This window comes from Bradyrhizobium sp. SZCCHNR1002, assembly GCF_032381435.1.
Lineage (GTDB): Bacteria > Pseudomonadota > Alphaproteobacteria > Rhizobiales > Xanthobacteraceae > Bradyrhizobium > Bradyrhizobium aeschynomenes.
Genome location: NZ_JAUHIS010000001.1, coordinates 2,210,276 through 2,223,978 on the forward strand (window position 1 = coordinate 2,210,276; position 13,703 = coordinate 2,223,978).

The window sequence follows — 13,703 nt, forward strand, 5'->3', positions numbered from 1 at the left end:
TTCGGCCGACATCCCGCCTGCGGGATCGCCAACCCAGGATCGACACGTCATGCAGCACGTCAAGCACAAGACCGATTGCCGCCTGTGCGGATCGACCTCGCTCGATCACGTGCTGCCGATCAGGCCTTCCGCGATCGGCGACGCGTTCGTGACGGCGGACCGGCTGAGCGAGAAGCAGGATCTCTACCCGCTCGACTGCTATCTCTGCCTGAGCTGCGGGCACTTGCAGAATCTCGACGTCGTCGACCCCGACATCCTGTTTCGTGACTACACCTACCGCACCTCGGTCTCGCTCGGCCTGGTCGAGCATTTCAAACGCTACGCGCAATCCGTGGTCTCCACGCTCGGTATCCCCAAAGGCAGCCTGGTTGCGGAGATGGGCAGCAATGACGGCTCGCTGCTGAAGGCGTTCAAGAACGAGGGCATGCGGGTACAGGGCATCGACCCCGCCCGCGACATCGCCGCGACCGCCACCGCAGAAGGCGTGCCGACGATCCCGGATTTCTTCACCAGCGCGCTGGCGGCCCGAATCAAGGCGGAACAGGGCGAGGCCAAGCTGTTCTGCGCCAACAACGTGTTCGCCCATATCGACAACATGTCGGACGTGGTGAAGGGCATCCGGCTGCTGCTCGCCGACGACGGCGCCTTCGTGTTCGAGGTCTCCTACATCGTCGACATGATCGACAACATGGTGTTCGACACCATCTACCACGAGCACGTCTCACACCACGCGCTGATCCCGCTCGAGACCTTCCTGAACCGACACGACATGACGCTGTTTCATGTCGAACGGACCGGCACCAAGGGCGGCTCGATCCGGGCCTTCGCGCAGCCGAAATCGACCGGCCAGCGGCCGCGCTCGGCGGAGCTGTCGAAGCTGATCGCCGAGGAGGAGCGGCGCGGCGTGACCAAGCCGCAGATCTACCGCGACTGGTTCGTGGCCATCGAGGACTGCAAGCGCAGGGTGCTCGCTTATCTCGACCAAGCCATCGCTGCCGGCAAGCTCGTCGCCGCCTATGGCGCCTCGACCACCACGACCACCCTGCTCTACCATTTCGAGCTCGAGGGCCGGGTCAAGTTCATCGTCGACGACAACCAGCTCAAGCACGGCCGCTTCAGCCCGGGCGCCCACATCCCGGTGCTGCCCTCCAGCGAGCTCGCCACCCGGAAGCCCGACGTCGTCGTGATTCTCGCCTGGATCTATGCCGACCCCATCCTGAAGCGGAATCAAGCGTTTCTGGATGCCGGCGGCCGGTTCCTGGTGCCGCTGCCGGAGCCCCGGATCGTCGATGCCTCAGGATCGGCCGCGATCTGAGCAGCGGCCCGGACGGTGGTGGCCGCCTTCGAAGCTGCCCTGTTGACAGTCCCTGCGTAACATGGTCCAGCAAGCGCGGCGATCGGCCGCCGGCGCGCGCGGAGATGGCCGCTTTCGTCTGGCAGGCCAGATACTTACGGCATTCGCGAGGTAGCAGGAATGACCACCTTGACCGATGGACAGGTCGAGCGCTTCGTGGTTGCGGATCAGCGTCGCGTCTCCTGGGCAAGGTGCCGCGAGGACATTGCTCCGTTCATCACCCGCCATGTGACCTGGCGCGCGCTCGCAGCCGGCGACATCCGCTCGAAATACCGCCGTACCATGCTGGGCCCGTGGTGGATCACGGCCACCAATGCGATCACGGCGCTGATCATGGGCGCGGTGGCCGGTCGCTTCCTCGGCGCCGACATGAAGACCTATCTGCCGCATTTCATGGTCAGCATGACCATCTGGAACTTCATCGCCTCCTCGCTTGGCGAGTCCTGTTACACGATGATCAATGCGGGCGGCATGATCAAAGCGGTGGACATGCCGATCCTGATCCACGTGATGCGCATGGTTCAGCGCAACCTGATCATCTTCCTGCACAACATCGCCATCATCCCCGTCATCTGGCTGATCTATCCGTGGTCGATCGGCTTCGTCAGCCTGCTGAGCCTGTTCGGATTGGCCCTGGTCTACGTCTTCATCGTCAGCCTGACCACGATCGTGTCCATGATCTGCGTGCGCTACCGCGACGTGCCGCCGGTGATGAATGCGATCATTCAGCTGCTGTTCTTCATCTCACCGATCATCTGGGCGCCAGGACAGATCAAGGGTGGCACATTCATCGTCGCGCTCAATCCGATCGCCTATCTCCTGGCCGTGACGCGCGACCCGCTGATGGGCATCGTTCCCAGCCTCGCAAGCTGGGCCGGCGCGATCGGATGCGTCGCCGTCTTGACCGCCGCCATGGTCTATATCTACACGCGCTATCGCTCGCGCGTCGTGTACTGGGCCTGATGTTCAGGCCATCCGGGATCCCTCATGCCTCTGATTGAAGCCAAGCAAATCGGCATCGAATTTCCGGTCGCGCCGCCGAACGCACGATCCTTCCGGCATCTGGCCATCAAGGCGGCGTCCCGCGTCGGCGGCCGGGTCTCGAAGAACGAGGGCTCGTTCCAGTTCGTTCAGGCGCTCGACGACATCAGCTTCACCCTGAAGCAGGGCGATCGGCTCGGCCTCGTCGGCCACAACGGCGCCGGCAAGACCACGCTGATCCGTGTGCTCGCCGGGATCTACGAGCCGACGCGCGGCTCGTTGCGGGTCGTCGGGCGCAACGTTCCGATGTTCGACATCGGACTCGGCATGGATGAGGAGGCCTCCGGCTACGAGAACATCCGCACCCGCGGCCTCATTCTGGGGCTGTCGCCCGAGGAGATTGAGCAGCGCGTGCCGGAGATCGCCGAGTTCGCCGAGCTCGGCGACTATCTCGAGCTACCGATCCGGACCTATTCCTCCGGCATGCTGCTGCGCCTGGTGTTCTCGATCGCGGCCTCGATCCATGGCGACATCATCCTGATGGACGAGTGGATCGCCGTCGGCGACGCGCAATTCCGAAAGAAGACGCATGACCGGCTGCAGGAGATCACGGGCCGCTCGGGAATCGTCGTGCTGGCATCACACGATCTCGGCCTGCTGCGGAACACCTGCAATCTCGGGCTCTATCTCGAGGGCGGACGGGTGCGCGCCTTTGGCGCTCTGGAGGACGTTCTGAAAGATCTGCCCACGGGCTGAGCGGCCGGGCTCGATCGCATGCCGCAGGAAGCTCGCTCAACCATGACCACGACGACCGCCCGCGCATCGACGCCGACCGTCACGCTGGTCGTCCCGAACTTCAATCATGCCCACTACCTGCCGGAATCGCTCGGCAGCATCGCTGCCCAGACCCGAGCCCCCGACCGCGTGATCATCATCGACGACTGTTCGACGGATGACAGCATCGCGGTGATCTCACGCTTCCTGCCCGACCGGCCGAGCTGGCGGCTGATCCGTCACGAGATCAACCAGGGCGTCGTACGCGGCCAGAACGAAGCGCTGGCCATCGCGGACACCGACTGGATCGGCTTTCTCGGCGCCGACGACGCGCTGCACCCGACCTATCTCGAGAAGGCGATGGCGCAGGCCGCCGATCACCCGGACGCCGGCCTCATCTTCGCCTGCTGCGAGATCATCGGGCCGAACGGGCCATCTGCAAGACGCATGCTGCGGCCGATCATGCTGCCGGCGTCCGCCTCCACGATGCTGGCGCCGGCGGACGTCCGCCGCATCCTGCGCGTCGGCGACAACTACTTCTCCGGCACCACATCGCTCTATCGCCGCAGCGCATTGCAGGCGCTGGGCGGGTTCGACGTCAAGCTCGGCTCTTTCTCCGATGCGTTTCTGGCGCGACGGCTGGGGCTGACCTATGGCTGCTATTTCATTGCCGATGCGCTGGGCTATTGGCGCATTCACGGCCAGAATTATTCGACGGCGACGGCCACCGATCCAGCCTCGCTCAATTCCAAGCTCGCGGAGATCGGCACATTGATCGCTGAAAGCCAGCTGTTTCCGCAAGGCTATGGCGCGCTGTTCGCGCGGCGCAACCGCTTCGGAGCCGCGCGAACCGTGCTGGGCGGCGATACGGCGCCGTCGGCCAAGGCGGCGCGCGTGTCCGCCCTGCTCGGCGGCACGATGCTCGATACGCAGCTGCTACGGCTGACGTTGAGCTTCGGAGCCATCGGCCGTGTTGCCGCGCTGGCCTGGGTGACCCTGCGGACGCGGCCGATGTCGCTCACGCGCCTGCTCGCCCAGACCGCAGCGCGACGTTCGATCATCTCGGCGACGCCGGGCTACCGCGCACGATGACGGTTCGTGCACCCATCGGCTCGCTTCGGCACCGCCTCGGCAAGCGGCAGGCGACCACGGCCTCGATCCGCGTCGTTCCACCGAGACAACCATCACCGCAGCCGCCGCGAAGCCGTTGGTCGCCGAGAACCTGGCTGACCACATCGGCGTTTCGCCTCTACGCGTTCCTCAGCGCGAGACGCCGGCAATTGCTGCCGCTGACCACCCGCGCCGCAAACATCGTCGACAGCAGGCTCATCGTCGCCCCGGCCGGCGCCAGGCTGCTGCGACTGATGGATCGGCAGCTGGCAAAGGGCTCGCGGGTCGGCGGGCTGCTGGCCCGCTTGATCTCGACGTCGCTGGCGGCGGCCGCTCAGGTCCATCTCGCTGCGAGCCGCAAGCCGAGCGCGATGCGTGCGGTGCGCGTGCTGAACCTGATCTTCCGCGGCCAGGTCCGATCCCGCGCCGGAATCGGCGCCCAGGCCTATTTCACCACGCTGGCGCTGTGCAGCGCCTATGACCGGATCGTGCGCGAGGTGCCGCAGCCGGAGACGATCGACAGCTTCGCGATCAATTTCGCGGTCGGCGTCGCCCACATGTATCGCGGCAATCTGCCGGTGGCGGCCCATTTCCTCACAGCCGCCGCAGCCTCGGACGACGGCAACGCGTTGCGCAAGCTCGGCGCCGTCCATGCCTTGGCCGGCGACCACGCCCGAGCCGCCGCTTGCTTCGAGGCATCGGTCGCGCGCGATCCCCGCTCCGTGATGGCGCATCAGAACTATGCGGGCGGCTACGATCCGTCGACCTACACGCCGAGCGCCTGGGAGCTGGAGAATGCCGGCGAGCTGCTGATCTACGATAATCTGATCCAGCTCGGCGAGAACTTCTATCACCAGGGCCGCTACGACGACACGTTCCGCAGCTACCAGGCGGCGCTCGATCACCAGGATGCGCTGGCGCGCAAATGGTCGATTCCCGAGACGCTCGTGCAGCGCATCGCCGCCTCCAGCAGCATCTTCGATCCGACGCTCCCGGTGCGGCTGCTCGGCTACGAATGGGTGACGCTGATCGGCCATGTCGGCTTCATCGATTGCCATTTGCGCATGGCGGCGCTGGGCATGCTGCCGCGCGCCAACTACGTGCTGCTCGCCCCGCCCGGCAAGGTGGTCAACCAGCCGTTTCTCAGGCTGTTCGCGCCGCATGTCACGATCATCGAGGAGCCCGCGCTCGTCGACGATCTGCTTCCCTATCAACGGCTGGTCGGCGACCAGTTCATCGCGGTGCGCGGCCAGAATGGCGTGGCCGAGCCGTGGGCCCACGCGGCCTCGCGCGCGCAGGTCGCCTGGGCTGCGCAGCAGCGCGGCCCGATCGTGAAGGTGCCGCCGGAGCTGATGAAGGCAGGCACGGCCCGACTGCGCGCGGCGGGCGTCACGGCGAGCTGGTTCGTCGCGATGCACATCCGCGAGGGCGGCTATCACGGTGACGGGCCGGGCACCACGCGGCAGCATCGCTCCGCCAATGTCGGCGACTACCTCGCCGCCATCGCTCACATCGTCGCACGCGGCGGCGTGGTCGTGCGCCTCGGGGACCGCAGCATGACCCCGCTTAGCGAGGTGCCCGGCGTGTTCGACTATGCGCATAGCGACATCAAGTCGGCGGAGATGGACCTCTATCTCTGCGCGGCCGCGCGCCTGTTCGTCGGGACCACGTCGGGGCTGACCACGGCTGTGCAGGCGCTGGGAACGCCGATGCTGCTCGTCAACTGCATCTCCAACGACTGTCAGTTCTGGCACGAGCGCACCGACTTCACGGTGCGTCCGGTCTACGACCGGCGCAACAGGCGCTATCTGTCGCTGAAGGAAACCTATCGCCAGCCGCTGCAGGCGCTGCTGATCGACACCGCCGTGCTGTCGCGCCATGGGCTCGAGATCCACCCGAACAGCGCGCAGGACATCACCGAGGCCGTTCGCTACAAGCTCGACTGCCTGGACGATGCCGGCAGATCGCTGCGCGCGGGCGGGCCCCTGCTCGATCGCTATCACGCAGCTCTCGCTGGCAACCCCTATAATTTTGGTGCTGCCTTACCAGTGCCGGCATTTCTCGACCGGCTGCCGGAACTGCTCGGTTGAACGTGCAAGCGAGCCTTCGTTCAATGGACGCCCGCAGCAGCCATCGCCAGTAGTTTTCCTGTCCCTCGGTAGAGCCATTAACCTTCGGGCAAGACGATCGGCCTGATAGGTAGGTCTAGCATGGTCGCGAATCGCACGCTGCGCGATTCGGAATTGACGATCTATGCTCCGCTCGATGCGAATGGCAGGAACCGACGCAATGCCAGGGCAGTTACAGGGCTCCCCGATCGCAGACCCCTACGACGCAGGGGTCGGCCCACCTCCGTCGAATCCCGTCGAGCTTCCGGAAGAGGCCGTCGAATCGCTGCTCGCGCAGGGCGATTTCGCCGGTGTCGGCGCCGTTACGGCGGTGAGCGCCGGCGGATTGACGATCAACCTGTTGTTCGACACCGCCGCCATGAACGCGCCCGCGAGCTTCCGGGCCGGCATTCAGCAGGCGGCGGCGATCCTCACGTCGGTGATCTCGGATCGGATCACGGTCAACATCAAGATCGACTATAGCGGCGTCGGTGGCGGCGCAGCAGCGGGCCCTGACGGCGGTCAGTGGATGACCTATTCCAGCGTCAGGTCCAACCTGATCAACTATGCCAGCCCCGGCGATACCACCTTCAACGCCTTGCCGGCCGGTTCCAGCATCCAGGGGCAGTCCTATGTCGCGGTCTGGAACACCCAGCTGAAGCTGTGGGGCGGGCTCGGCGCCAACGACACGACCACCGACGATGGCAGCGCGACGTTCGCGACCGATATCAATCCAAACCTCCTGGTCGGCGTGGCGCTGCACGAGCTGACACACGCCTTCGGCCGCGTCCCCTACGGGCCGCAGCCCGACATCTTCGACCTGTTCCGATTCTCCAGTCCGGGCGTCCGGCTGATGACCGGCGGCGCAACGGCGGGCACGGCCTACTTCTCGCTCGATGGCGGCACGACGAAGCTGGCGGATTACGGTCAATCCTCGGATCCCAGCGACTTCCTGAACAGCGGTGTGCAGGGAGCGAATGATCCCTTCAACGAGTTCTACACCTACAACACGCTGCAGACGCTGACGGCGGTGGATCTCAAGCAGATGGATGCGCTCGGCTTCCATCTCATCTCCGCCACGCCAGTCACGATCGAGGCTCTGGGATCGATCAGCCTGGTTCAGCTGGGCATGAGCTACTTCCTCAATCCGGTCGGCGGCGGCACCGGCCCGCAGATCAAGTTCGGCGGCAGCATCGTCCAGCCCGGACAATTGGGCGGCTGGGCCCCGATCGCGGCCGAGACCAGTGGCAGCGGCTACCAGGTTGCCTGGAAGATGTCCGGTGCCGACCTCTATACGGTCTGGAACCTCGACGGCAGCGGCAATTACACGGGTAACCCGATCGCCGGCATTTCGGGAAGCTCGGCTGCGTTCGAGGCGTTCGAGCCGCTCTTTCATGAGGACTTGAACGGTGACGGCACGATCGGTGTACCGACCACGGTCATCGAGGCAATCGGTTCGACCAGTCTGGTTCAGTCCGGCAATGGCTACTTCCTCAATCCGGTGGGCGGCGGCACCGGTCCGCAGATCAAGTTTGGCGGCGCCAATCTCGTGGTCGGTCAACTCGGCGGCTGGACCCCGATCGCTGCCGACGTCGTCGGCAGCGGCTATCAGATCGCCTGGAAGATGACGGGGGCCGACCTCTACACGGTCTGGAATGCCGACAGCAGCGGCGCCTATATCGGCAATCCGATCGGGGCCCTCAGCGGCAGCAACAGCGCGCTGGAAGCGCTCGAACCCAACCTCCACCAGGATCTCAACGGCGATGGCACGATCGGAATTCCAACCGTCGTGATCGAAGCGCTGGGATCGACCAAGCTCGTCCAGTCCGGATCGACATACTATCTGAATCCCGTGGCCGGCGGCACCGGACCACAGATCATGTTCGGCGGCAGCGTCGTTACCGTCGGTCAGCTCGGCGGCTGGGCCCCCATTGCCGCCGACGCCTTCGGTAGCGGCTATCAGATCGCCTGGAAGATGGCCGGGGCCGATCTCTATACGGTCTGGAATGCCGACAGCAGTGGCAGCTACACCAGCAATCCGATCGGGGCCCTGAGCGGCACCAATAGCGGCCTGGAAGCGCTGGAGACCAACCTCCACCAGGATTTGAACGGCGACGGCACGATCGGCATTCCGTCAGCCGTGATCGAGGCGCTGGGATCGACGAGCCTGGTGCAGTCCGGCTCGACCTATTTTCTCAATCCGGTCGGCGGCGGCACCGGGCCGCAGATCATGTTCGGCGGCAACGTCGTCACCGTCGGTCAGCTCGGCGGCTGGAATCCGATCGGCGCAGAGGTCTCAGGCGGCGGCTACCTGGTCGCCTGGAAGATGGCGGGCGCCGATCTCTACACGGTCTGGAATACCAACAGCAGCGGCGCTTATGTCAGCAACGCAACCGGCGCCGTTCCAGGCGGCTCGGCAGCCCTCGAGACGCTCGAGACCAGCTTGCACCAGGATCTGAACGGCGACGGTACGATCGGCGTGCCGTCTCACGTCGTGGCGAGCACGCAATCCCTGACGTCCGCGAGCAGCCCGGACGTGATGCTGACGCTGTCTGGCAGCTTCAGCGGCTATCTGGTCGGCTTCGGCGGCACCGGCGATCAGATCGACCTTGGCGGCATGGCCTATGCGTCGCTGCAGACGCATTTCGACGCCGGAAGCGGGCTGCTGTCGCTTCGCGACGCCACGAGCAGCACAGCGCTGCACTTCCTCGGTCCGCTGTCGGAGGACAGCTTCCACTTCAGCGATGACGGCCACGGCGGAACGATGATCTCAGGCGCCCCGGGTCCCGCAAGCGGCACTGCGCCGCAATCCGTCTCTTTGGCCGGACACGACACCTTCGTCTTCGCCGAGCATTTCGGACAGGTCAGCATCGCCGATTTCACCCTGGGCAGCGACACGATCGTCGTCAGCCACAACGTGTTCGCGAGCCAGTCGGCACTGTTGGCGTCGATCCATGACGATGCGGCCGGCAACGCGGTTATCACCGACGCGGCGCAGGACAGTATTACGATCCAGCATGTCACGACCGCGGACCTGCTGGCCCATCTGTCCAGCTTCCATCTCGTCTGATCGGACCGCACCGCTCATCTGCGCCTGCCAAAGCCGCCTGATTGCGCGACCTTCGCCGACGACGATGCGGCCTGGGGCAAAGCCCGGTCAGCCGACGCCGACAACCGCTGCCATGAACGCCACCCGCGGTTGAATTCAATCACACAAATCGAACCGCGACATATGGCCGGCGGCGCCATTCTTCAGTAACATTTTACACAAATTCGCAGGGCATCACTGCGCGATGCTCAACTTTCATCTCTCCTGTCGGACTCCGGGGCGGGATCAACAATAATTTTCATGCATGCTGTACGAATCTGATCGCGCCGAGGAAACGTCCCACCGCTGGCGAGAGGCCGCTCAGTCCCTGATTTTCGATCCCGTTGCCGGCGGGCATCACACCCCTCTCGAGCCTGCAGCGGATGCATCCGGCGCCGGCGATGTCTCCGCGCCGGTCGTCAGGCCGATGCAGCATCGACCAGCCGATTCGGCGCCAGCGCAATCGACCACGGACTCTCCGGCTGAAGCGACGAGCCAGGCCAGCGGCATCACCTCCCATGCCCATGGTGAGACGATGGTGTCGATCGGGAAGCTGCCGGAAGTGACGGTGCAGGCCCAAACGTCGGGTTACGATGCGGCCGGCCAGACCGTCTGGACGGCGGTTGTCACCAGCTCCACCTGGCAGATCAGCCAGCAAACGTCGTTCAATCCGCCCGCACTGGCTGCGGACGCCGCCGCCGAGACCGCGCATGCCGCCGCACAGAGCTTCGGCTCAGGCGGATTCATCATCTCGACCGCCGCCCAGATGTGGTACGGCGCCAGCGCATCGCTGCAGGCAAGGTCGCTCGGCGGGTCCGAACAGGTCGCATCGGGCGAGACTGGACCGAGCGGCAGTGTCCATACGTCGATACAGGACGCGGTGGCCGAAGCCATCACCTCGGCGGTCTCGGGACAGGCCGCAAACGGCGCACAGATCGTGCAGGCGCTCGGCGGAAACTCCACGGGCGTGACCGGCGCCGGCATCAAGATCGGCGTCCTCTCGAGCAGCTTCAACAATCTCGGCGGCGCCGCGGCGGACGAAGCCAGTGGCGAACTGCCATCCGCCTCCAAGATCCAGATCCTGAAGGACGCGCCGTCCGGCGGATCGGACGAAGGCCGTGCGATGATGCAGATCATCCACGACATCGCGCCCGACGCCAGCCTGGCCTTCTACACCGCGACGCAGAGCGAGCAGGACTTCGCCGCCGGCATCATCGCGCTGGCCAATGCCGGCTGCAAGGTCATCGTCGACGACGTCAGCTACACGGATGAGCCGTTCTTCCAGAACGGCATCGTCGCCCAGGCGATTCAGACCGTTCAGGCCATGGGCGTGACCTATGTGACCTCGGCCGGCAACAACGGAAGCTCGGCCTATCAGACGTCCTGGACGTCGACCTCCGGCAGCATCGGCGGAAATTATTTCGCCGGCAATGCGCTGAGCTTCGGCGGCAATGTCGCGCAAACGATCACCGTGACCGCGGGCGCCCGCCTGCTCGTGCAATGGGACCAGCCCTGGGGTCAGGCCGCGTCGCACCTCGCAGTCAGCGTGTACAAGGACGGGCAGTACCTCGGATACGCTCCCAACTACAACCAGAATCCGTTCATCGGCTTGCAGTTCGGGGTCTCCGGCACGTACCAGATCGTGATTGCAGACGTGTCGGGTCCCACGCCGTCCACGATCAAGGAGATCCTGGCCGGCAATGGTCTCTCGGTCTCCATCAGCGGCGCCAATGCCGGGACGGTCTTCGGTCACGCGATGACGCCGGGAGTGATCACCGTCGGAGCCGTCAACAGCGCGTATACGCCGGCCTTCGGCTATACCCCCGTCCCGGAAAGCTTCTCGTCATCGGGAGCCGGGACGGAAATCCTGTTTGCCAATGACGGCACACGCCTCACGACGCCGCTGCAGCTCAGTCCTGTCGTGGTCTCCGGCATCGACAACATCGCGACCACGGTCTCGGGCTTTAGCGCCTTTTACGGTACGTCTGCAGCCGCCCCCAGCGTTGCCGCGATCGCCGCCTTGATCCTGACGGCCAACGCAACGCTGAGCTACGCCGACGTCTCGGTGATCCTGCAGCAGACCGCCATCCCGATGAGCAACCAGGCGGTGGCCGGTGCGGGCCTGGCCCAGATCAATCCAGCCGTCAGCTCGGCTCCGTACTATGCCAATACCGTCATCGAGGCGCTCGGATCGATCAGCCTCGCGCAGGTCGGCGTCATCTACGATCTCAACACCGTCGGTGGCAGCACGACGGTGGCGTTGCGGTTCAACGGTGCCAACGTCGTCGTTCACCAGCTCAGCAACTGGATGCCGATCGGCGTCGAGTCCAATGGCAGCGGCGGCTATCAGGTCGCGTGGAAATTCCAGGGCCAAGATCTCTACACCGTCTGGACCGTGGACGGCAGCGGCAACTACACCGGCAACGCGATCGGCGGCGTCTCCGGCGGATCGGCGGCGTTCGAAGCATTTGAAACGTCATTCAGTCAGGATCTCAACGGCGATGGCACGATCGGCCTTGCCAGCACCGTCATCGAGGCGGTGGGGACGACGAGCCTCGTTCAATCCGGCACCAGCTATTTCCTCAATCCCGCAGGTGGCGGCACCGGACCACAGGTGAAGTTCGGCGGCTCCACGGTCGCGCCGGGACAGTTGGGCGGCTGGACCCCGATCGCAGGCGAGGCCATGGGCGGCGGCTATCAGATCGCCTGGAAGATGACGGGCGTCGACCTTTATACGGTCTGGAACGTAGACAGCAGCGGCAACTACACGGGCAATCCCATTTCCGCCGTCAGCGGCAGCAGCGCCGCGTTCGAGCTGCTGGAGACGAATTTCCAGCAGGATCTGAATGGCGACGGGACGATCGGCATTCCGAACACCGTCATCGAAGCGGCCGGATCCACTAGCCTGGTGCTGGTCGGATCGAGCTATTTCCTCAACCCCGTCGGCGGCGGCACCGGTCCTCAGGTCATGTTCGGCGGCAGTCTCGTCGTCGCCGGACAGCTCGGCGGCTGGCAGGCGATTGGCGCGGAGGCCACGGCGAGCGGTTACCAGATCGCCTGGAAGATGGCCGGCGCCGACCTCTACGTGGTCTGGAACACCGATAGCAGCGGCAACTATGTCGGCAACGCGACCGGCGCGGTTTCAGGCAGCGCCGCCTCGCTCGAAGCTCTGGAGGCCAGCTTCCACCAGGACCTCAATGGTGACGGCACGATCGGCGCTCCGAACGTGACGCCGAGCGTGACCGTCGTCGAATCCCTGGGGTCGACGAGCCTGGCGCTGTCCGGCACGACCTACCTGATGAATCCGCTCTCCGGCGGCACCGGCCCGGAGGTCAAGTTCGGCGGCAGCGTCGTCGTCGCGGGCCAGCTCGGCGGCTGGGCGGCGATTGCAGCAGAAACGTCCGGCAGCGGCTACCAGGTGGCCTGGAAGATGGCGGGGGCCGATCTGTACACCGTCTGGAACACCGACAGCAGCGGCAACTATGTCAGCAACGCCATCGGCGCGACATCGGGCGGCTCCGCCGCGCTCGAGCAGCTCGAGACCGGTTTCCAGCAGGACCTGAACGGCGACGGCACGATCGGTATCCCGGCGTCCAGCAGCTCCGTGGCGGCAAGCGCGCAGGCCGTGACGTCGAGCGCGGCCGACGTGGTCCTAGCCTCGCCGTCCTTCAGCGGCGAGCTCGTCGGATTCGGCAGCACCGGCGATCAGATCGACCTCAAGAGCATCGCCTTCACGTCGCTACAGGCCCACTTCGATGAAACCAGTGGGGTGCTGTCGTTGAGCGACGGAACGAACAGCGCATCGCTGCACTTTATCGGCTCCCTGTCACAGGACAGCTTCCACTTCGCGTCCGACGGCCAAGGGGGCACGTTGATCTCCGGCACGCGAACCGCCGCGGCAGCTACAGGCGGCACGGCATCCCCTTCGGTGTCACTGGAGGGGCACGACACCTTCGTCTTCGCCCCGCATTTCGGGCAGGTCACGGTCTCGGACTTCAACGTCGGCGCCGACAAGATCGTGTTCAGCCAGAGCATCTTCGCCGACGCCTCCGCACTGCAGTCGGCGATCCATGAGGATGCTGCGGGCAATGCCGTGATCACCGATGCGGCGCTGGATACGATCACGATCCAGCACGTGTCGGCGGCCGATCTGTTGGCCCATTTGTCGAGCTTCCATCTGGTCTGAGACCGGAGTTCCGAACCGCTGGCGGCGGGCGGTATTCAAGCCATGGCAAAGCAGATCATGGCAAGGCAGATAACGGCTCGCGCAAGGCCCGCTCTTGGCCTA

At 65.2% G+C, this 13,703-nt stretch carries 7 protein-coding genes; all 7 read left to right on the forward strand.

All coding sequences use genetic code 11. The features are described 5' to 3' along the window. Positions 1 to 49: 49 nt before the first annotated feature. The 7 genes from QX108_RS09820 (at position 50) to QX108_RS09850 (ending at position 13,601) form a co-directional block, all read left to right on the forward strand. The gene (locus QX108_RS09820) at positions 50 to 1,315 is read left to right on the forward strand and encodes a class I SAM-dependent methyltransferase (protein ID WP_315721156.1); all 1,266 of its coding nucleotides are present in this window, start codon (positions 50 to 52) and stop codon (positions 1,313 to 1,315) included. A gap of 159 nt (positions 1,316 to 1,474) precedes the next feature. Next, positions 1,475 to 2,317, forward strand: a complete 843-nt coding sequence (locus tag QX108_RS09825; RefSeq protein WP_172112718.1) for an ABC transporter permease — start codon at positions 1,475 to 1,477, stop codon at positions 2,315 to 2,317. A 24-nt stretch (positions 2,318 to 2,341) separates the two neighbouring features. Next, entirely contained in the window at positions 2,342 to 3,091 is a 750-nt protein-coding gene (locus tag QX108_RS09830; RefSeq protein ID WP_315781477.1) for an ABC transporter ATP-binding protein, read from the forward strand. Positions 3,092 to 3,133: 42 nt separating this feature from the next. Then, positions 3,134 to 4,201 (forward strand): glycosyltransferase family A protein, encoded by a 1,068-nt coding sequence (locus QX108_RS09835; protein WP_315781482.1) that lies wholly within the window; start codon positions 3,134 to 3,136, stop codon positions 4,199 to 4,201. Then, positions 4,198 to 6,309, forward strand: a complete 2,112-nt coding sequence (locus tag QX108_RS09840; protein ID WP_315781485.1) for a TIGR04372 family glycosyltransferase — start codon at positions 4,198 to 4,200, stop codon at positions 6,307 to 6,309. The genes QX108_RS09835 and QX108_RS09840 overlap by 4 nt, the downstream gene beginning before the upstream one ends. Positions 6,310 to 6,508: 199 nt before the next feature. Continuing rightward, complete coding sequence (locus QX108_RS09845; RefSeq protein ID WP_315781488.1) at positions 6,509 to 9,397, forward strand: NF038122 family metalloprotease; 2,889 nt, start codon at positions 6,509 to 6,511, stop codon at positions 9,395 to 9,397. Between the two features lie 445 nt (positions 9,398 to 9,842). After that, positions 9,843 to 13,601: a S8 family serine peptidase gene (locus QX108_RS09850; RefSeq protein WP_315781491.1), complete on the forward strand. Its 3,759-nt coding sequence runs from the start codon at positions 9,843 to 9,845 to the stop codon at positions 13,599 to 13,601. The last annotated feature ends 102 nt before the right edge of the window (positions 13,602 to 13,703 follow it).

Bases quoted from the DNA above. Each gene is read 5' to 3' on its own strand.
- QX108_RS09820 (WP_315721156.1), top strand. From the start codon at position 50: ATGCAGCACGTCAAGCACAAGACCGATTGCCGCCTGTGCGGATCGACC.
- QX108_RS09825 (WP_172112718.1), top strand. From the start codon at position 1,475: ATGACCACCTTGACCGATGGACAGGTCGAGCGCTTCGTGGTTGCGGAT.
- QX108_RS09830 (WP_315781477.1), top strand. From the start codon at position 2,342: ATGCCTCTGATTGAAGCCAAGCAAATCGGCATCGAATTTCCGGTCGCG.
- QX108_RS09835 (WP_315781482.1), top strand. From the start codon at position 3,134: ATGACCACGACGACCGCCCGCGCATCGACGCCGACCGTCACGCTGGTC.
- QX108_RS09840 (WP_315781485.1), top strand. From the start codon at position 4,198: ATGACGGTTCGTGCACCCATCGGCTCGCTTCGGCACCGCCTCGGCAAG.
- QX108_RS09845 (WP_315781488.1), top strand. From the start codon at position 6,509: ATGCCAGGGCAGTTACAGGGCTCCCCGATCGCAGACCCCTACGACGCA.
- QX108_RS09850 (WP_315781491.1), top strand. From the start codon at position 9,843: ATGCAGCATCGACCAGCCGATTCGGCGCCAGCGCAATCGACCACGGAC.